The organism is Rhizobium sp. 10N414, from assembly GCF_056394785.1.
Genome location: NZ_JBFTIN010000018.1, coordinates 87,711 through 106,481 on the forward strand (window position 1 = coordinate 87,711; position 18,771 = coordinate 106,481).

Here is an 18,771-nt window from a genome sequence, read left to right on the forward strand (position 1 = left end):
GCGTAATATCAACGACCTGCGCTCCAAAACTTGGCATTGCTTGGCCGTCAATTTGGAGACTACGATCATGCAGAAGACCATGGACGCCGAGACGCGCGTCCCCCGCGGCATGTCGCGGACCGGCCTTGTCCTCTTCTCGTATGGCTTCCGGCCATTCTTTCTAGCATCCGCGCTTTGGGGCATTGTCAGTATGGGCCTCTGGACCGCTTATCTGACGCTTGGCGTTCCGGTCGCTGAAGACTATGGGACACTATATTGGCACGCCCACGAGATGCTGTTCGGCTTCGCGCCGGCAATCCTGGCGGGATTTCTGCTCACGGCAATACCGAACTGGACGGGCAGACTTCCGATAGCTGGGCGACCGCTGGCCTTCCTGTTCTCGATCTGGTGCGCTGGTCGCCTCGCGATGTTGGCGAGCGGTCTTACAGGGGTTGTGGCAGCCGCTTTTGTCGACGCCCTCTTCTTGCCCGCAATGCTTGTCCTGTGCACGCGAGAAGTAGTCGCAGGCAAGAAATGGAAGGACCTGAAGGTTGTCGCCGGACTTTTCATCCTGTCTGTCGCCAACATCTGCTTCCAGGTGAAGGCAATCAACGGGATAAACCCCGAGCTGCCTATTCGTCTCGGGCTGAGCGCCTACGTGCTGTTGGTGACAATCGTCGGTGGCCGAATCCTTCCCAGTTTTACCCGCAACTGGCTGAACCAGTTCGGGCGAACCGACTTTCCCGTACCGTACAATCGGTATGACGCGGCAACGATCATCGTGGGCGCAGTCGCGCTCGGATCCTGGGCGGTCTGGCCAGACGCGATCGCGACCGGCATCGTCGCCGCTGTCGCGACGGTGATGAATGTCATTCGCCTGTACCGTTGGCGCGGCTGGACCACTTGGGCGGAGCCGATCGTGTTCGTTCTACATGCCGCCTTTGCCTTCGTTCCATTGGGATTTGCCGCCGTCGCTCTTGGTGCCGCAGGACTACCCCAGATCGCAGTGCTGCATGTCTTCGCCATCGGCGCCATTTCGCTGATGATGCTGGCCGTCATGACGCGTGCCACTCGCGGCCATACCGGACGCAAGCTCAAATCGAGCAGGATGACGAACGCATCCTATGTCGTTCTTGCCTTCGTGGCTCTTCTGCGACCGCTTGCAGAAATCGCGCCATCGTTCACTGCACAGATATTGATGACTTCGGCGATCGGATGGATGGCTGCGTTGGCAATGTTTGCATTCGAGCATGCCCCGATGCTCTGCACTGGCCGCAAGCCGTTGACCGTCAGGGGAAAATGAGTGTCGGGCAGCGTTCCGCGCCGAGCGTTTCGGCGCGGTCGTCCGACAGCCGAAAGGGGAAGCGGAAAGACGCGCGATGACGGTCCTGTGGCGCTCACGAGGTCGGGGCCATCAGCAAGCGAACGCTCCAGAGAGACGGGCGGGAACAAGCGACAGGGCGGGGCAACCGCTTCGTACCCGATTACGAGCCCTGCGGTCCCTTTGCGACAAATCTTGTCTCTTCGCTCAAAATGCTGCCGTTTGAGCTCACGATTGCAATCCACATGCGGTTGCCGAAACGGACCGAAAGGCGCGTCCTGCCGGCGTCGTCACCAACACCGGCCTCGACTGTGCCACGGACAAGGCCCCGCTTCATGTAGCCTCGAAGCGTCTCTGCCGACAGGCCAAACCGGCCTGCCAGATAGGAAGCATCTACGGCCAGGTTATCAAGGTCGATGTTCACAGTTTGATGCCTTTCTATCTTGGCCGTCGTCAGGCTGGCTGTTCGATTGAAAACAGCGCGGCCATGTCTGGCGACCATGGAGGATCGTAGACGAGATCGACAACGACATCGATCACGCCGTCGACCTCGGCGGCACGGTTCTTTACCGCCTCGACGATGAAGCCCGATACCGGACAGAAGCGCGTGGTCGTGGTCATCTTGATCCTTACGATGCCTGTGGGGTCGGTATCTATCTCGTAGATGAGACCCAGGTCCACGATGCTGGTTCCTACCTCCGGGTCCTTGATTCCCCGGAGCACGTCGAGGATCATATTCCGAGAGAGATCAGCCATCCGAACCTGCCGGCGTCGCTCTGATCATGATCCTGTAAACCTTTCCGCTGTCGTCGAAGTTCCCGATCCACTCATGGCCGCGGTCCTTCAGCTCATTGAAGAGAAAAACCGGTTCACGGTTCAGCAGGGCGAAAAGGACTTCGCCGCTTTCCATCGTCTCGAGCCGCGCGAGGATACGCTCCATCGGTTCGGGAGGCGGAAGGTCGGTTAGATCGAGGTTCCAAACCGGATCGGGCCAGATGGCTTCCGTCGCCGGGGCCGCCAGGTCAGGTTCGACAGCTTGGACGCCGGGGACGAAATCGATCTCCCAGTCATCGTCCGAAAGCTTTCGAGCGACGTGCGAGTAGCCCCGCTGCTCGAGCTGACGGATCAGGGGAACCGGCTGGAATATCACATGGAGCCTAAGTCCCTCGCCAGGATCAAGGCTGGAGACGGTATCCATGATCAATTGGAACGGCATCCCGCCGTCCCGCAGGATCTGACGTACGTCGAGTTCACGAAGCTGAACCATTGGCGTTACCCCTTTGATTAACGGCGAAAAGAAGCGCCGGCTTTTTGAATGGTGCTGTCTTCATCGAAGCATCTATATTTGCGAGTGAGCGAGCAAGGACAAGCTCGATGATGAGAGCAGCGGTCGAGAAGGTCTGGAGGATGACGGCAACACGGAAAAGGCCGTCGAAAGCCAAAGATATTGCAAACGACGCGACGACAACCGCGCCGTAGAAGAGCCAAAGCCAGATCGCGGCCCGGCCTCCCGATACGAGATCGGAGAGACGCGGCGTCTGCCGGCGTCCGAGGAGGGGGCCGAAGACCTCGATCCACGTCAGGAAGGGAACGATCTTGAGCAATTGGGCAAGACCCAGGCCCGTCAGCCAGCCGAAGACGAACAGATAGACCGCGGCTGCGAGAAAATGGCTCCCCACATTGGATGCGAGGCCTGTGGCCAGCATCGACATTGACAGTCCGAGTAGCGTGAAGGCCGGCAGTGATCCGGACATGTTCACCTCCAGAGGCCCGCGGCGGCGTCCTTTGTAGGCCGATATCAACTCCAGTACATATATGGCGATCGCTACAGCGAACACTATTGCTGCCGCTGCCAGCAACCATTGGGAAACGGTCGGCCACGTCAGTGAAATCGCAGTCGCCACCGCCAGCACGACCATACTCACGCCAGCCATGTTGGCGATAAGCTGCGCCCGCTTCATGTCGTCGGACAACAGGAACATCGGGAGCAATTTATAGCTTACGCCGATGGCCGCCAACGTCATCCACCCCCCGAGGCCGAAGCTTGCGTGGAAGGGAATCCCATGGAGCAGAAGGACGATGAAAACCGGTGCCTGGGAGACACCCGAAACGGTGACAGCAAAGAGCGAGCCGAGGGCGGCTGTTGCCGCGAGGCAACCGATTGCGATCAGGACGAGGGGCGATGCCGGATGACTTTTGCGACCGCGCCACAGCACCAGCAGCAACGCAGTTCCCACCCAGGAAAGCGAAGGCGCCAGAGTGGCGACCGCAGCGAGCATCACCCCGCCCGCGAGTTCGGATCCACGGTCGATCAAATGGAAGCCCAGCAGCAGAAGAGCAAGCCCGGCGACGATGCCGCCGAGGCCAAGGACGTCGTACCGTCCTTTGGGAAGGCTCAACCCCGTAAGAACCGGTGCGAACTGGAGCAGCGCGCCGATCATCAAGAGGGCAAGCCATCCAATCGTTACAGAGTGCACGACGATGAGGGCGCGAGGATCGCTGACGTCGACGGATGGCGCCCAGCTTCCTGTTGAAAGCAGAACCTCCGCAAACAGCAGAAAGAGGAGAGCTGCGCCGAAGTAGCACATGGTCCATCGCGACAGACTGGCGCCCATTGGCATCATCGTGCTTCTCCGGTGCTAGTGGCTGCCGCAGCAGCAGTCGCAGCCGGCGTCGAGACGGGTGATCTCCACACGCCAGACCTCCGGCCCCTGCTCCAGGTATTCCCAGGAAAACTTTCCAGGAAGTGCCGTTTCCAACTGGTATTGAAGCGGCCGGGGTTCGTGATCACTGGTGATATGCAAAACCTTTCCAGGCGTCAGCGTATGCAGCGTGCCGAAGATTTGGGGATGACGCTCAAATGGCGGTAGTACACGCACGTCGATATGCGTGATTTCGCTTTGCGTGGAGGGCGCGTCAGTCATGTGATTGTTCCTTCAGCCGCTGGCATGATGATCGACGGGACCGCGGCGCATCCGTTGTCAGTTGGCAACGATAGGCTTGCGCGGATTGGGGCACTTTGACAGCGAACAAACATCGAGGAGGTTTGACCCGTGCGAATTCGTTTTCATTGACATATGACAAGGAAATGCAGGCGGCGGGCAGACATAAGAGCGCGATGATCCTCAAGAAAGGAGATCGACATGTCGGAAGCTCTGGTCGCCAAATACGGCGACGCCCGACTCCCGCGCTACACAAGCTATCCAACCGCACCGGCATTCGCTGCGACAGTTGGACCTGACGAATACGCGCAAGGGCTTCAAGCCATATCCGCCTCGGACCCTGTCTCGATCTATCTGCACGTGCCCTTTTGCCGCTCGATGTGCTGGTACTGTGGATGCCACACGACCATCACCCGGCAGGACGCACCGATCCTGGAATATCTCGACGTCATGAGCCAGGAGATCGAACTGGTGTCGTTTGCGGCCGGAAACAATGTGCCGGTCAAGAACGTCCACTTCGGAGGTGGAACACCCACGATCATGAAGCCCCACGAGTTCGCGGCGCTCATGATGAAACTCAGGAGCGCCTTTCAGTTCGAGCACGACGCCAGCGTGGCAGTCGAAATCGACCCGCGCACACTCGCGCCAGAAATGATCGCGGCGATGGGAGAGAACGGCGTTGATCGTGCCAGCCTCGGCGTGCAGAGTTTCGATCCCGTCGTTCAGAAGGCCATCAACCGCATCCAGACCTTTGGTCAGACCCAGGCAGCCGTCGCAGGGTTGCGCTCCTTCGGGGTGACGAGCATCAATTTCGACCTGATCTATGGCCTGCCACATCAAACTGTCCAATCGTGCGTGGATACGGTCAGACAGGCAGTCGAATTGAGCCCCGAGCGCTTCGCTGTTTTTGGATATGCTCATGTCCCGGCCTTCAAGAAGCATCAACGGCTTATAGATGAAGCCGCGTTGCCGGATGCCGCGCAGCGAAACGAGCAGGCCGAGGCGGTGGCGGAGGAACTTGTCAACTGTGGCTATGTCCGCATTGGCCTGGATCACTTTGCGTTGCCAGGTGACGAGCTCGCAGTCGCCTCCAGCGCCGGCACCCTCCACAGGAACTTCCAAGGTTACACCACGGATGACTGTGCCACCCTGATCGGCCTTGGCGCCTCCGCGATAGGAAGGCTGCCGTCCGGTTACTACCAAAATCACGTGGCGCTGGGCCGCTATGCTGAACGGGTCGCATCCGGTGTTTTGCCCACGGCGAAAGGCTATATGCTAACCGGGGAAGACAAGCTTCGTGCCAAAGTGATCGAGCGCCTGATGTGTGACTTCGAGGTGGATCTGCCGAAGCTGGCCGAGGAATCAGGATACGAGAGCGGTTTTCTGCTCGACAGGAACGACCGGTTGCAGGCGCTTGTCTCGGACGGCGTAGTCACGATCGAGGAGGGCCGGGTGGTCGTTTCAAGGAGTTCCCGCTTTATGGTCAGGGCGGTTGCTGCCGCGTTCGACGCCTATTTCGGGTCCTTGGGACGGTCTCACAGCAAGGCAGCCTAAGCTGGTCGCGCCCGCTTCTTCATGGGGTGTTGACCTTTCGCGTTATCTGCTGGCCGGGACGGTTTCGGCCAGACGCAACCCGCCAGACCGTATCCGCCATTTCCGGCAATCTCTGGGGTCTCGCTCGTCGCCATTGGCAGGGTTGGCGGCCAGGCTCCCCTTGCGAGCACCGTCGCCGCGCTGCCAATCTCAATCCTGCCGCGCAGCATCTCGTGGATGGAAGTTCGGTGAGCCTGTTTCGGTGAAACTCGCCGCCAGAAGGCGGCATCGTTCGTCAAATGATCGGCGTGACATGGGGGATGGTCCGCGAGATGGCAACATCATTGTTTCGATGCTCCTGTCCGGCGCCCCTTTTGCGGGTGACCAGCCGCAGAACCAAGGGCGACTTGGCTTGCGCGCGATCGCCGCCAGAAATCTTCCCAACCCCTCAGCCTCGACGTCGGCCCCCATCCAATGCCAAAAGGACCGCCTGGACCGCCCGCACAGGCGACCGCACATACGCCCCTGGCAGTGATCGTAGCCCCGCTATGCCGTCAGGTTTCGATAGATCACAGGAAGAGCGCTCGGAAGCTTCGCAATATTTGAGACCAGCGAGAAGCCCGACCGCCCGAAGATCGCGGGAAGGTAATCGCCAGCATTGCGGTCGACTGTGACCGCAAACACTGCCTGGCCGCGATTGCGGGCCTCCATCACCGCCCGTCGGGAGTCCTCGAGCGCGAACCGGCCTTCGTAATGATCCACGTCGTTCGGCTTTCCGTCGGTCAGAATCAGCAGCAGCTTCTTCCTTGCCCCCTGTAAGTCGAGTTGCTTAGATACGTGTCGGATCGCCGCGCCCATGCGGGTGTAGTAGCCGGGCTTCAAGCTGGCGATGCGCCTGGCGGTCGTGGCGGAGAACTGTTCCTCGAAGCGCTTTACACTGTCCACCCGGATCCAGCTGTGTCGGCGAGACGTGAACGTGTCGATCGCAAAGCTGTCGCCGCAGGCGTCGAGGCCACGAGCCAGCACGTTAAGCGCCTGCATCTCCACGTCGAGCACCCGCCGATTGTCGAGCCACGAATCCGTGGATAGCGAGACGTCGACCAAAATGGATGTGGCCAGCTCATGGGCCGCAGGACGCGAAGATTCGTAGATGCGGTCATCGGGATAACCGGTGGCCAGAAGATCGATGCGCGAGCGCACCACCGCTTCAAGATCGATTTCGTTTCCGTCCAACTGTGCTCGGCAGATCTCACGTCGTGGCCGAAGGATCTCGAACTGCTTGCGTACCTTCCGGATCACGGACTGGTCGCCTGCAATCGGGGAAATCTCCGTGTCCTGAATTGTCCCGAGCACGACCCGGCAATGGTCTTCAGCGTACTGTTGTGTCCTGAAATTCCATTCCGGATAGAGCAACTCGCCTTCTATTCGCGAAGGATCAACGGCTTCGGGGGAGAGGTCGAGATCGAAGTGGAACTTTGACTTCGGCCGCTCCTTGGTTCCGCTGAGCGTGATGTCGTCGAGCTCGTCGGCAGCCGACGTTTCGTCGTCCTCCCTGTCGTCCGTCGGGCGGTCTACATTGACCATTTCCGCCATGGCGAGGATCTTCTCGAAGCGGTTGAGAATAAACGGGTCGCGCTTTCGGTCGGCGGCATCGTCCTTTCGCTTTGCCTCGTGAGAAACTCGCTTTCCATCGTCATCAGATGATGTGTCGTCGGATGGAAGGTCGTCTCGGTCGGTCGGTTGGCATTCCGCCCGCCCGGTGAAGTCGGGCCAGAGGGGAACGGGAAGCATCGGCAGGTATCCGGGAGGAGCCGCCGCAAGAGCCGGCCTGCACCCCGACGGGAGGGCATGCTCCAAGGGGAACGAGAGGGCACTCTTCACGAAATCTTCAACAAGCATCTCTGCCTGAGGGAGTTTCCCCCGAACGCGGCAGGAAAGGACCGCATGGCTGAGGCGGGCATATCGCTCTGCCATTCCGGGGAATTCCCTGACCAACCGCGCACAATTGCTGCGCCCCGCCTCGATCCGGGCGATGTCGCCCAGCATCCTGTCGCTGGAGGCCGGCCCCGGCATCTGTGCGACAGCGATATATCCCGCGAGCCAGAAGTAGAGGTCACGATTGAGCCTCTCGTCGTGGAAGAGGTCGATCGTGGCCGGTAGATGGATCGCGGAACTGTCCCAGGATGGATGATCGCTTCTTTCCTCGCCGAGACCGACAACCTGGCGAAGCCGCAGACGATGAGACGAGGTTTTCTGGCGCGCTTTCTGGATCTGAAGCGTGCGCCCGCCACCAAAGGCGCGGAAGCAGACCGCGAGCTGCGCCTTTAGGTCGGCAAGATGGACAGCATGCTCCGGATGGCGCTTCCAGGAGCTGGTATCGCCTACGAGGCGATGCCAGGTGCGTCCAACGGTTTCTTCCAGCTCCAGAAACTCAAGCATCTCGCACCTAGCCTATCGTCGCCTTGGCAACTTCAACGAGCGCCGCCTTGACATCGGCCTCGTCGGTCAGTGGTTCAATAATTGCGGCCCTGACGGCTTCGACCATGGGAATTCCGGCCTCGACAAGCGTCGCGCAATAAATCAGGAGCCGGGTCGAAACGCCTTCCTCGAGATCCTGTCCCTTCAACGAGCGGAGCCGTCGGGCGAGATCGACGAGAGACGCGACCCTGGCTTCAGGAAGCCCGCTCTCGCGCGAGACGGTGGCGATTTCCTTGTCCCGCGGCAGAAAGTCGAATTCGATCGAGACGAAACGCTGCCGCGTGCTGGGCTTCAGCGCCTTCATAAGGTTCTGGTAGCCGGGATTGTAGGAAACGACGACCATGAAGCCCGACTGTGCCTCGAGAAGCTCGCCTGTTCTTTCCAGGGGAAGGATCCGGCGGTCGTCGGTTAGCGGATGGAGGACCACCGCCACGTCCTTGCGCGCCTCGACGATCTCATCGAGATAGCAGATGCCACCGTTGCGAACCGCCTTTGTGAGCGGGCCGTCGATCCATACGGTCTCGCCTCCCTTCAGGAGGTAGCGACCGGTCAGGTCTGCCGCGGTAAGGTCGTCGTGGCAGGATACCGTCGATACGGGCAGCCCCAGGCGGGCTGCCATGTGCTGTACGAACCTGGTCTTGCCACATCCTGTCGGGCCCTTCAGCAGGACCGGAAGTTGCCGGGTCCAGGCGCTCTCGAAAAGGGCGCATTCATTGCCCTGAGGCGCATAGTAGGGAATTTCGTCCTTTGGATGCAGCGGATGATTGAGGGCTATTGTCATGACTGATCTCCAGTGAGGGGGCCCGCCTTATTCGGCGGGCTGTACTGCTGCGTTGGGCATGCGTGCGCGTCCGGGGACAAGCACCGACCAGATGAACATCAGCGCGCTGATGAAGACGAAGACGCCGGAGCCGAGCCTGACCCAGTAGAAGAGGGCGAGCTGGTCCTGGACGTCCATGTAGGACTGACCGAGAACGCGCTGCAGGTGAACCTGGATGACGCCCGCGAAGGTCAGCGCGAAAGTCATGACCGACATCGCCCCGCACATGATCCAGAAGCTGCTGATCGAGAGCCACTGGTTGTATGGCGCGCGTCCGCGGATCTGCGGAATGGCGTAGGCCATGGCGGCGAGATTCAGCATCACGTATGCACCGAAGAAGGCGAGGTGACCGTGAGCGGCGGTGACCTGCGTGCCGTGGGTGTAGTAGTTCACCGACGACAGCGTATGCAGGAAGCCCCAAACGCCGGCCCCGAAGAAGGCCATTACAGAACATCCGATCGACCAGAGGAGGGCCGCCTTGTTCTCATGCTTGCGTCCAGCCCTCCAGGTCATGACGAAGGTGAAGACGACCATGGTGAAGAACGGTGCGACTTCGAGGGTGGAGAACAGCGAGCCGATCCACTGCCAGTATCCCGGTGCGCCGATCCAGTAATAGTGATGGCCGGTGCCGAGGATCCCCGAAAAGAGGGCCAGGCCGATGATGACATAGAGCCACTTCTCGACGACTTCCCGGTCGATACCGTTCAACTTGATCATGAGGAAGGCCAGAACCGAGGCCATGATCAGTTCCCACACGCCTTCGACCCACAGGTGAACGACGTACCACCAGTACATTTTGTCCAGAGCAAGGTTTACGGGGTTGTAGAAGGCGAACAGGAAGAAGATTGCAACGCCCCATAGACCGAACAGAAGGATGTTGGTGATGGTGGTCTTGCGCCCCTTGAGAGCCGTCATCGTGACGTTGAACAGGAACATCAGGGCGACAATGACGATACCGACCTTGATGGCAAAGGGCTGCTCCAGGAATTCACGGCCTTCGTGAATATGGAAGAGGTATCCGACGACCGCCACTGCGGCGGCCACGAGGAAGATCCAGAACTGCGCCTTTGCGAGTTTCGGACTGTAAAGCTCCGTCTCGCACTCCTCGGGAAGGAGGAAGTATGTGGTGCCCATGAAGCCCATGAGCAGCCATACGATCAGTGCGTTCGTATGTACCATTCGAACGATGTTGAAAGGCAGCATGACGGAGAGAGTGTTGGGCAACACGTAGATTGTGCCCGCGATCACGCCGAACAGGAGCTGTGCCATGAAGAGGCCGAGCGCTCCGTAGAAGTAGAGCATCGCAACGCTCTGAGTCTTGTACTTCATCTTAAAAACCTCTCCCTGTCAGCCGGCTTGGTTCGGTGGCCAGTTTTGGGTGTTCGTCTTGCTGACCCATTCGAGGAAATCGGCAAGGTCGTTGACCTCCTGGTCAGTCAAATTGAATTGTGGCATCTGCCTGCGCCCCTCGATGCCTGATGGCTGAGCGGCCATCCACGCATGAAGCGCCTCGCGGGCACTTGCCGGATCCTTGTCGCCGCCCCAGCGTATCCAGACGTTCGACAGTTCCGGCGCGAAGTAGGCGCCTTCACCGTCAAGCGTATGGCAGTTGATGCAGGAGTTCTTTTCCCAGATGTGTTTTCCGCGGGCGACGCCTTCTGTCAGGGTCGCCTCGTTGGTGGACACCGTTCGAATGTAATAGTGGCTGTGGGCCGTAAGGCCCACGAATATAGCGAAGAAGAAAGCGGACCCGCCGTAGAACACGTTTCGGGCCGCGGTTTTGGTCAGGCGTTCAGCCATCGATCATCCTTTCATGTCAGTGGCGGTGCCGCCGTGACGTCGGAAATCGAGCCAGGGGCTCGTTATTGGTGGATGGCCGAATTCCGCCGGGGGGTCTTTGTCAATTCGCAAGTAAGCGAAGGATTACGCATTGTTGGTGAGGTATGAGCACGGCGGCGGACGTCATAGAAAGGCAGCCGGATGTCGACAGACCAACGTTGCCGGGCTGGACACCGGGAAGACGTCGAAGCCCGCTCCGTCGATAGCAAAATAGCGTCACGTCATTGCGAGGGGCACCTGCGCCAGCACCGACCCGATTACCTTGCCGCGCTCGACGGATAGCTTTGTCTGCTCTGGACCCGTGCGATCTAGAAAAACGTGCCCGAAGCGAGGGTCTTCAGCAATGCCATGGAAAGGATGGTCATCGCCCATGCAATCAAGGCTGGGTAAATCGGCGAACGGCGACCGCGAAGTCCAAGGAAATCGGCAGCAACCAACCTGACTTTTGCGATCGCAACAACGACCACAAGCGCCATGAACGCCGGTCTTGATGCGACGCCCAGATAGGTCGATCCGATGGCAATGCATCCGGTGAGCGCGAAGAGATAGGCAAGCGCCTTGGTCGGACGTGCGGAAGTCCGGGTTTCGATTTTCATAGAAGGTAGACCAGCGGAAACATTACGAGCCACACAATGTCGATGACGTGCCACAGGGTCGTCATCAGGTGGACGTTCTCACGGGAAGGGAAGCGAGCTATCAGGGCGAGCACGCAAGAGCCGAAGAGCACATGCGCCAGGTGGAAGCCCGTTATCAGCACATAGAGCGTCGAGAACGCGTCGTTTGAAAGAAGGGACGCTCCCTCCCGACCGTACTCATGGACCTTCAGGGCAGTGAAGAGAAACCCTCCTGCCGCAGCTGCGAGCAACAATAACCGCCGCTCCAACAATTTCGTTTGCCGGGCGGCCATTGCGGCAAACCAACCGCTTGCAAGCAGGACGACCGTGTTTGCCATGGGTATGGTGGTGTCCAGCCTTGCCCTGCCTGCGAGGAAGTCCTCCGGACTAATCCAGGAGGCTATCACAAACGCAGCCAGGAGAGCCCCGAACGCGGCCAGTTCGCTCCAGGCAAGAATCCAAACAAGCAGGTCGCCAGTTCCAGGCTCCGCGAGATCGTCTGATGTCGTCGAGGTCATGCGCCCTCGATAGGCAATGGATCTACTTTCTTCTTTGAGGAAACGCAAAAACCCCAGGGTCCTCGCATCAGCGGTCAATCCTGTCGGCAAGGTTTTGTTTACCAAGACATGAGACCTTGGTGCCGTCCTAGACGATATCCGGGACGGCAAAGGCTGGCATTTCGTATTGAGTAGCCAGCCCGTTCCCCCACTTCTTCTTGCTCCTTCCGTCGCTTCCGGGCCTGCTGTTGTCTCTTTGATCGATCTCAAAGACGTCTGTTCTCGACCGGCCTATGGTCCGCTTCAAAGGAGAACATAATGACCGACGCCCAGATCGGACTTTCCATAGCCACCCCTGTGATCGTCATTTTCGCAATCACGCTCTACCGCATGGGCGTCCTGCAGCGGACGGGCGTCGTGTCAGCCGTCCTTGCCGCCGTTGCGATCGCCGCAAGCCTCTTTCTGCAAAGGTAGATGGCGATCATGCAAATGCCGAACAAATTCGCCGAGCTCGAGGCCTGCTACGGGCAGCTTGTATCGTGGTGCGACCTTCTGGAAGCGATTGCCGATTTTCTTCCCTGCCACGTAGACGAGAGGCTGTGTGACACCGTGACGGGCGGCCTGATCCCGCTGCTCCAGGCAACCCATGGCCTGGAGGAACATGTTGTTTCTGCGTCACTGCATGCAATCATGCCGGACCATGATCGCGTGGAGGCCGAAAATAGAAGATCCACCGAACGCCTGTTCGACATGGATGCCGCGCAAGAGGTAGTCGACGTCCTGCTGGCTTTGAAGAACGGCGACTGCAGGCTGTCGTGGGATGCCATCGGATATCTCCTGCGATCGTTCTTCTGCTTGATGCGGCGACGCATCAAGGCCGAACGGGAAATCGTAGGGCAGATCCGGAAAGCACTTGCGCGACATGAGGGCATGACCGTTCTGAACGCACAGCTCGCGACTGAGATCGTCTAAGTGCGTCTGTTTGAACAGTAAACTTCGGGGTGATTGTGATGTCGTCGCCGGCGACCTTTTAAAGGCGGAACCGACGCCACCCTCGAGCAGCTCGGCAATGGGGCCGCCAATCTTCAACCGGGCCACGAATCAATCGCCTCATCTGTGATATCCGCCCAAAATCCTCCTTTCCAATTGTAGCTGCGCGCGACCAGGCAACCAGGCCCAGCGGGTGCAGCCTGTACTTGAACCGGGTGACTACGCCGAGTTGCCGCCGCAGCAGAACCGAACGACCGGTTGTTGTTTGGAGCAATAGAGCGACGTAGCCGCACCGCTTGCAGCGGGTTACAATAGCTGCACAATGTTCAAGAGATTCCTCATGGAACGGGAAGATCGCCCCGGAAAGGCTTGGCTTTCCCGGTTCGTTGCAGGGCGAGCGGAAGCGGAACGATGGTATTTCGGCCATCAAGCATCACCGACGCCAACGGCGAAGGATTGCCGCGCGGCCTTGGTGAATTACATGCCGAAGTTGACGCTCCACTACGACCGCGCCTGCGACCTCGTTGGCGACGATGACGTGGCGCATCGAATGCTCAGTCACTTCCGTCCTGCGCCAGAACGCCATGGCTGCAGTCAGGCCGTCTGGTTGGGAAGAGGAGGGCCAGCCCTCATCCGCAATTTCGATTACCCGCCCGATATTGTTTCGGAACGATTTGAGATCACAGCCTGGTCGGGAATGCGGGTGATCTGCAAGGCGCAGCGGCCCTGGGGAGGCTGTGTCGATGGTATGAACGAGGACGGACTTGTCGCCAGTGTCACCCTTGGCGGCAGCCGTGCTCAAGGACTTGGCTTCTCGATCATTTTGATCGTCCGCTACATCCTCGAAACTTGCCACGATGTAAGTCAGGCGGTGGCGACGCTCTGCCGAATACCAGTAGCGCTCCCACAAAACGTGACCGTCCTCGACCGTTCAGGGAACTACGCCACAGTGCTGCTCGCTCCCCACCAGCGGCCGATCGTTACCAGGTTGAAGGCCTGCACGAACCATCAGCGAACCGCCAGGCCCTCATCGTCATCATTGGCGCGCCAGCATCTGATTCAGCAGGCGATTGATGATCCAACCATGACACTCTCGCGACTGACCGATCTATTTCTTTTACCGCCGTTGTATTCCAGGAACGGTTCCTTTCCGACGCTTTACACTGCCGTCTACCGCCCCGTGGAAGGGAGAGTGGACTATATCTGGCCCGGCAAGCGCTGGTCCCAAGGTTTCGAGGATTTCGAAGAAGACGAGTATATGCACAGCTATGGCTAGCCACTCACTCCTTCCACAGCGATAGTTCTGCCACCGAACAATCAGCAGCAGTCGCCACCTCTCTCGGCGGATATATCGTGTCTATCTTCGCGCATATCGACAGCAAATGGCTGGCGTGTTGGCGGAGACTGACCGAGTGGGCTTCGCAACTACGCCTGCTCCGTCCATAAGCTTGCCAGCCCCCAGGATCTTGCCGCCGGCGGTCGAGGTGTCGTTCGCGTTCTTCCACTTCGTGTCGCAGGTCGCGGCGTTGCCGACGTGTGTTTTCGTGGCTCTCTCCCCGGGGGAAGGCTTGGTCTTCTTGGGCAGGTTCGTGGTGGCTTCCGCGGTCCCGGATGATGTTGCCGGGGCCGCAGACTTGCGACGCAGTTGCGTGCGCGAGGGAATAGTGCTTTTGAAATCAGAAAGGTCGAGAAGTTCGCTACGGGCTGAGATTTTAGACAAGGTCACGGTTGATGCTATCGTATTCTGATCAGTTCGCCAGTCTGCTGAAAGAGCCTGTTGTCCAGTTTGCCATCCTCGTTCTTCTGAGAATGCTCGCGACGCCATTGACGGGCGATCGCGTAATTGGACGGCTCGCGGCCAACATCATATTTTTCGTCGCCCTAACGGCTTTGCTCCTTTACCATAGAATTCCGCCGTATGCGCCTGATATAACTGCGGAAACGGTGGCTGATCGTATCGGCTCCGGGATACTCAAAGCGATCTGGTGGATCGGAGGAGCGATGCTCCTTGCCAGTTTGGTCCGCACGTTTTTGACACTCGAACGGAAACCGAGGGAAGGGCGACTTCTGCAGGACCTGGTAGTCGGGATTGTCTATCTTGGCGCCGCGTTGAGCATCATCGCATACGTCTTCAGTTTACCAGTGGGCACCCTCATCGCCACCTCCGGTGTGTTCGCTATCGTTTTGGGTCTGGCTTTGCAAAGTACCCTCAACGATGTTTTTTCCGGCATTGCGCTGAATCTCGGAAAGCCCCTGTCCGTAGGTGACTGGATCAGATTGGAAGACGACACGCAAGGAAGCGTTGTGGAAACCAACTGGCGGTCCACCGAACTCCTTAGCGGCACCAACGACCTCATCATTGTGCCCAATAGCGTCCTCGCCAAGAGCCGGATCGTCAACATCAGTAGTCCGGACAACACACACGGCTCAACCTTGAAATTCAAGCTGGCCCCGACCAAGCCGCCATCGGTAATCCTCCTGACCATGGAACGTGTACTGTTGAGCAGTAATGCGATCATGAAAACGCCCCCTCCCACCGCGAATTTTACGGCGATGGATGCGAATTATCTGGAGATCGAACTGTCATTTCGGGTGTCGGAACGCGGTCAACTGCCTCGTGCTCGAAACGAATTATACGATCTCGTCTTTCGTCACACCGAGGCGTCAGGTCTTCAGCTTGCCGCCGACGGAGGAGCTACCAGGGTAGTCCTCACCCAGGAGACACCCGAGATGAGTGTCCCACGTCAAACGTCAAGGCGTCGTCTTCTGGATGCGATTTCTCTGTTCTCCTCTCTGACAAGCGAGGAACGAGAAGAGTTGGCCTCCACTATGAACAGGCTGTCGTTCAAAGAAGGCGATATCGCCGCCCATCGGGACACCTCTTTGACGTCGCTGATGATCCTTCGAAGCGGTGTGATGACAGTCGAGGAGATTGAGGATGGCCAAACCATCGAGCTTGAACGCCTTGCTCCGGGTGACGTCTTCGGTGAGCGCGGAGTGCTGATGGGAGCACTGGAGCCGGGCGATATCAAGGCGATCACAGCCGCCGTAGTATATGAGATTCCCAAGGAGCGGCTCGGCGTGATCATGCGAGAACGTCCCGCCATTGCGGAAGAACTGGCGATGCTATTGTCCGCTCGGTCGAAAGCGGAGGAGCGCTTGCACATGGCGAACCATCTTTCTCCTCTGCAACATGCGTCGTCGGTATCGGCAAGGATCCGGCATTTGTTTGGTCTCGGATGACGTGTCTATCCTGAACCCCTATTCGACCGTGGTCCTGGAGGGACGGCGGCGCAAGCGCGGGCATCTTTCAGTGTGTTCATTTCGCTGCCTTGTGAATGGCGTGGTCGGTTAGATCAATGGCGTAAGCTTGCTCTCGGCAGTGAAACAGTGCCCAAACCGGGATTTGTTGAGCAGTTCCACTACGGAACACAAAAGATCCGCGACGTCGACCTCGCACGATCAACACGAAGCGCTGCCGAAGCAGCCATGGAACGCGTCTTCGGGTTACGCTGTGTCGTCAACGACATCTCTACGGCTTGCCATCCCGGCAGCCGGAAAGGCCGACGCCGATCGTCATGGGCTTGCCCGTGCTAGGTTACTAATCGAAAGCGCGGCTTCGTTGGCAAAGTCAGCTAAAGAAACTCTGCCCTTAAGCGACAAAACTGCTTTGACTAGCCGACCGACCGCCGACTGAAAAGCTATACCTCGGCACTCTTGACAGGCGCCTTCGCGCGATATCCTATCGCATCACGATTTTTAGCAAAGTGCGATGCTGTGGGGTGACGCTGGTGTTCGTACGAGGGGTTTTCCTTGCAAGCTGTCTAAGCCTCCTGGGCGCGGTGGCGTCTGCTGAGGAGGCCTATCCTCCGGACATGGCCGACCGTGTCCAGGCCTGCACACCCTGTCACGGGGAGCAGGGAAAGGGCACGAACGATCCGTATTTCCCACGGCTTGCGGGCAAGCCCGCCGGATATCTCTACAACCAGCTGGAAGCGTTCAAATCGGGCAGGCGGAAATATCCGCCGATGAACTATCTCCTCGCGTTCCTGACGGACGACTATCTGCGGCAGTTTGCGGCATATTTCGCCGATCAGCGGCCGGCGCTTCCCGAGAAGCCGCCAACGGATGCCAGCGCAGCAGTGCTTGATCACGGGCACGCGCTTGTGACGCAGGGCGACCTGGACCGCTCCATTCCGGCCTGCGTGAGCTGTCATGGCGGCTCCCTGACTGGCCAGGAGCCTGGCATTCCCGGCCTCCTCGGCTTGCGCGCCAGTTACATTAGCGCTCAGCTCGGAGGATGGCGATATGGAACACGCACGGCCACTGCGCCCGACTGCATGCAGCTCGTCGCGGGACGTTTGACGGAAGACGATGTTCGAGCCGTCGCAGCTTATCTCGCCAATCAGGCTCAGCCCGCCGATCCTGCGCCATCTGCCGCCGGATCTTATTCGTTGCCCTTTGCGTGCGGCAGCCAGCCCGAGAAGGGGAGGACGCCATGAGCGCGCGTTTTCGAATATCAACCGCTCTTGTCGTGTCATCGATGCTGGCGATAGCCGCAACGCTGGTGCCGGCTGCCGCACAGTCGCCGCAATCGGGCGATGTCGTAAAAAAGGGAGAGTATCTGGCGCGAGCCGGGGACTGCGTCGCATGCCATACGGCGCCCGAGGGCAAATTATTTGCTGGGGGTCGTTCGATGCCCACGCCTTTCGGCACGTTGTATACTTCGAACATCACGCCCGACGCCGAAACGGGCATCGGGAAATGGTCGGCGGACGATTTCTACAGGACGATGCACAGCGGAAGGTTCCCGGACGGCGGTCTCCTCTATCCGGCGATGCCTTTTGCCTCCTACACAAAGGTCACGCGCGACGACAGCGATGCGATCTTCGCCTATTTGAAGACGATTGCGCCCGTGCGCCAGACGAACCGGCCGCATGACCTGCAATTCCCATATAACAACAGGTCTCTGATCCTCGGCTGGCGAACCCTCTTCTTCAATGAGGGCGAGTTCAAGCCGAATCCAAAGCAGTCCGACGAGTGGAACCGGGGAGCCTATCTCGTGGAGGGGCTTGGCCACTGTGGCATGTGCCATACGCCCATCAACGCACTCGGCGGGAGTCGCGAGTCCGAAGCATTTCAGGGCGGCTTGATTCCGATGCAGGACTGGTATGCTCCATCACTGACATCGAACAAGGAAGCAGGCTTGGGCGACTGGTCGATCGAGGAGATCTCGGATCTCTTGCAGAAGGGAATATCGACGCGCGGAGCGGTCTACGGGCCGATGGCCGAGGTCGTGTACAACAGTCTTCAGTACATGACCGACGAGGACACGCGCGCAATGGCCGTCTATCTGAAAAGCATCGCGCAGGATGAACCTTCCCCGCCAAAACCTTCCGTCAGGACCGAAGAAGCAAGCCTCCTCATCAGTCTCGGGAAGACCGTCTATGACAAGCACTGCGCGAGCTGTCATGGGGCTGAGGGCGAAGGAAAGCCTCCTCATTACCCGCCGCTAGCCGGAAACCAGTCGATCCAGATGGAATCGGCCGTAAATGGTATTCGCATGGTTCTTAACGGCGGATATCCGCCGGCTACCGCCAAGAACCCCATGCCGCATGGCATGCCGCCATTTGCCGTCACGCTTTCCGATGACGAGGTCGCCGCGGTAGCATCATATATCAGGACGGCATGGGGCAACCGTGGCACCCCGGTCAGCGCCGCCGAGGCGAACAAGCTTCGATCTGCTCCACTGCAATGA

Annotated in this window: 19 protein-coding genes; 8 read left to right on the forward strand and 11 right to left on the reverse strand. The window is 59.1% G+C overall.

Going from position 1 to position 18,771, the window contains the following annotated elements:
- Positions 1–67: 67 nt before the first annotated feature.
- Positions 68–1,282, forward strand: coding sequence for an NnrS family protein (locus AC1DE4_RS17635; RefSeq protein ID WP_477882302.1), 1,215 nt, complete (start codon positions 68–70; stop codon positions 1,280–1,282).
- A 181-nt stretch (positions 1,283–1,463) separates the two neighbouring features.
- On the opposite strand, the gene AC1DE4_RS17640 is transcribed toward AC1DE4_RS17635, so the two are convergent.
- From AC1DE4_RS17640 to AC1DE4_RS17660, 5 genes are read right to left on the reverse strand one after another with little or no spacing between them, the layout of a single operon-like run.
- Complete coding sequence (locus tag AC1DE4_RS17640) at positions 1,464–1,724, reverse strand: DUF6522 family protein (protein ID WP_025660777.1); 261 nt, start codon at positions 1,722–1,724, stop codon at positions 1,464–1,466.
- A 29-nt stretch (positions 1,725–1,753) separates the two neighbouring features.
- Complete coding sequence (locus AC1DE4_RS17645) at positions 1,754–2,056, reverse strand: metal-sulfur cluster assembly factor (RefSeq protein ID WP_025660776.1); 303 nt, start codon at positions 2,054–2,056, stop codon at positions 1,754–1,756.
- On the reverse strand, positions 2,049–2,567 hold the full coding sequence (locus AC1DE4_RS17650; protein ID WP_477882304.1) for a DUF2249 domain-containing protein: 519 nt from the start codon (positions 2,565–2,567) through the stop codon (positions 2,049–2,051). The genes AC1DE4_RS17645 and AC1DE4_RS17650 overlap by 8 nt, the downstream gene beginning before the upstream one ends.
- Positions 2,551–3,924: a hypothetical protein gene (locus tag AC1DE4_RS17655; protein ID WP_477882306.1), complete on the reverse strand. Its 1,374-nt coding sequence runs from the start codon at positions 3,922–3,924 to the stop codon at positions 2,551–2,553. Before AC1DE4_RS17655 ends, AC1DE4_RS17650 begins: the two co-directional genes overlap by 17 nt.
- A 15-nt stretch (positions 3,925–3,939) precedes the next feature.
- A complete protein-coding gene (locus tag AC1DE4_RS17660; protein ID WP_062368245.1) occupies positions 3,940–4,224 on the reverse strand; it encodes a DUF2249 domain-containing protein in 285 nt (94 codons plus the stop codon).
- A 219-nt stretch (positions 4,225–4,443) separates the two neighbouring features.
- On the opposite strand from AC1DE4_RS17660, the gene hemN reads away from it, so the two are divergent.
- Positions 4,444–5,796, forward strand: a complete 1,353-nt coding sequence (gene hemN / locus AC1DE4_RS17665) for an oxygen-independent coproporphyrinogen III oxidase (protein WP_169680310.1) — start codon at positions 4,444–4,446, stop codon at positions 5,794–5,796.
- Between the two features lie 525 nt (positions 5,797–6,321).
- Here the strand turns inward: hemN and AC1DE4_RS17670 are convergent.
- The 6 genes from AC1DE4_RS17670 to AC1DE4_RS17695 form a co-directional block, all read right to left on the reverse strand.
- Positions 6,322–8,214, reverse strand: coding sequence for a nitric oxide reductase activation protein NorD (locus AC1DE4_RS17670; RefSeq protein WP_477882309.1), 1,893 nt, complete (start codon positions 8,212–8,214; stop codon positions 6,322–6,324).
- 7 nt (positions 8,215–8,221) lie between these two features.
- On the reverse strand, positions 8,222–9,034 hold the full coding sequence (locus AC1DE4_RS17675) for a CbbQ/NirQ/NorQ/GpvN family protein (RefSeq protein ID WP_062368241.1): 813 nt from the start codon (positions 9,032–9,034) through the stop codon (positions 8,222–8,224).
- A gap of 27 nt (positions 9,035–9,061) precedes the next feature.
- Positions 9,062–10,402 carry a cbb3-type cytochrome c oxidase subunit I gene (locus tag AC1DE4_RS17680; protein ID WP_018856217.1) on the reverse strand — a complete coding sequence of 447 codons (1,341 nt, stop codon included), beginning with the start codon at positions 10,400–10,402 and terminating at the stop codon, positions 9,062–9,064.
- 18 nt (positions 10,403–10,420) lie between these two features.
- Entirely contained in the window at positions 10,421–10,873 is a 453-nt protein-coding gene (locus AC1DE4_RS17685) for a c-type cytochrome (protein WP_018856218.1), read from the reverse strand.
- A 347-nt stretch (positions 10,874–11,220) separates the two neighbouring features.
- On the reverse strand, positions 11,221–11,508 hold the full coding sequence (locus AC1DE4_RS17690) for a cytochrome C oxidase subunit IV family protein (protein ID WP_477882312.1): 288 nt from the start codon (positions 11,506–11,508) through the stop codon (positions 11,221–11,223).
- Entirely contained in the window at positions 11,505–12,044 is a 540-nt protein-coding gene (locus AC1DE4_RS17695; RefSeq protein WP_169680306.1) for a cytochrome c oxidase subunit 3, read from the reverse strand. Before AC1DE4_RS17695 ends, AC1DE4_RS17690 begins: the two co-directional genes overlap by 4 nt.
- Before the next feature lie 297 nt (positions 12,045–12,341).
- Between AC1DE4_RS17695 and AC1DE4_RS17700 the strand changes: the two genes are divergently transcribed.
- The 6 genes from AC1DE4_RS17700 (at position 12,342) to AC1DE4_RS17725 (ending at position 18,771) form a co-directional block, all read left to right on the forward strand.
- Positions 12,342–12,497: a hypothetical protein gene (locus AC1DE4_RS17700; RefSeq protein WP_018856222.1), complete on the forward strand. Its 156-nt coding sequence runs from the start codon at positions 12,342–12,344 to the stop codon at positions 12,495–12,497.
- Between the two features lie 15 nt (positions 12,498–12,512).
- The gene (locus tag AC1DE4_RS17705) at positions 12,513–12,995 is read left to right on the forward strand and encodes a hypothetical protein (RefSeq protein ID WP_477882314.1); all 483 of its coding nucleotides are present in this window, start codon (positions 12,513–12,515) and stop codon (positions 12,993–12,995) included.
- A gap of 340 nt (positions 12,996–13,335) precedes the next feature.
- Positions 13,336–14,289, forward strand: coding sequence for a C45 family autoproteolytic acyltransferase/hydolase (locus tag AC1DE4_RS17710; protein ID WP_477882316.1), 954 nt, complete (start codon positions 13,336–13,338; stop codon positions 14,287–14,289).
- Between the two features lie 455 nt (positions 14,290–14,744).
- Positions 14,745–16,256, forward strand: coding sequence for a mechanosensitive ion channel domain-containing protein (locus tag AC1DE4_RS17715; RefSeq protein WP_477882318.1), 1,512 nt, complete (start codon positions 14,745–14,747; stop codon positions 16,254–16,256).
- Between the two features lie 548 nt (positions 16,257–16,804).
- Positions 16,805–17,515, forward strand: a complete 711-nt coding sequence (locus tag AC1DE4_RS17720) for a c-type cytochrome (RefSeq protein ID WP_477882320.1) — start codon at positions 16,805–16,807, stop codon at positions 17,513–17,515.
- On the forward strand, positions 17,512–18,771 hold the full coding sequence (locus AC1DE4_RS17725; protein ID WP_192303318.1) for a c-type cytochrome: 1,260 nt from the start codon (positions 17,512–17,514) through the stop codon (positions 18,769–18,771). The genes AC1DE4_RS17720 and AC1DE4_RS17725 overlap by 4 nt, the downstream gene beginning before the upstream one ends.

Coding starts and splice junctions, on each gene's coding strand:
- AC1DE4_RS17660 (WP_062368245.1), bottom strand. CDS start 4,224: ATGACTGACGCGCCCTCCACGCAAAGCGAAATCACGCATATCGACGTG.
- AC1DE4_RS17655 (WP_477882306.1), bottom strand. CDS start 3,924: ATGATGCCAATGGGCGCCAGTCTGTCGCGATGGACCATGTGCTACTTC.
- AC1DE4_RS17710 (WP_477882316.1), top strand. CDS start 13,336: ATGTTCAAGAGATTCCTCATGGAACGGGAAGATCGCCCCGGAAAGGCT.
- AC1DE4_RS17705 (WP_477882314.1), top strand. CDS start 12,513: ATGCCGAACAAATTCGCCGAGCTCGAGGCCTGCTACGGGCAGCTTGTA.
- hemN (WP_169680310.1), top strand. CDS start 4,444: ATGTCGGAAGCTCTGGTCGCCAAATACGGCGACGCCCGACTCCCGCGC.
- AC1DE4_RS17715 (WP_477882318.1), top strand. CDS start 14,745: ATGCTATCGTATTCTGATCAGTTCGCCAGTCTGCTGAAAGAGCCTGTT.
- AC1DE4_RS17675 (WP_062368241.1), bottom strand. CDS start 9,034: ATGACAATAGCCCTCAATCATCCGCTGCATCCAAAGGACGAAATTCCC.
- AC1DE4_RS17695 (WP_169680306.1), bottom strand. CDS start 12,044: ATGACCTCGACGACATCAGACGATCTCGCGGAGCCTGGAACTGGCGAC.
- AC1DE4_RS17645 (WP_025660776.1), bottom strand. CDS start 2,056: ATGGCTGATCTCTCTCGGAATATGATCCTCGACGTGCTCCGGGGAATC.
- AC1DE4_RS17650 (WP_477882304.1), bottom strand. CDS start 2,567: ATGGTTCAGCTTCGTGAACTCGACGTACGTCAGATCCTGCGGGACGGC.
- AC1DE4_RS17685 (WP_018856218.1), bottom strand. CDS start 10,873: ATGGCTGAACGCCTGACCAAAACCGCGGCCCGAAACGTGTTCTACGGC.
- AC1DE4_RS17635 (WP_477882302.1), top strand. CDS start 68: ATGCAGAAGACCATGGACGCCGAGACGCGCGTCCCCCGCGGCATGTCG.
- AC1DE4_RS17690 (WP_477882312.1), bottom strand. CDS start 11,508: ATGAAAATCGAAACCCGGACTTCCGCACGTCCGACCAAGGCGCTTGCC.
- AC1DE4_RS17680 (WP_018856217.1), bottom strand. CDS start 10,402: ATGAAGTACAAGACTCAGAGCGTTGCGATGCTCTACTTCTACGGAGCG.
- AC1DE4_RS17700 (WP_018856222.1), top strand. CDS start 12,342: ATGACCGACGCCCAGATCGGACTTTCCATAGCCACCCCTGTGATCGTC.
- AC1DE4_RS17670 (WP_477882309.1), bottom strand. CDS start 8,214: ATGCTTGAGTTTCTGGAGCTGGAAGAAACCGTTGGACGCACCTGGCAT.
- AC1DE4_RS17725 (WP_192303318.1), top strand. CDS start 17,512: ATGAGCGCGCGTTTTCGAATATCAACCGCTCTTGTCGTGTCATCGATG.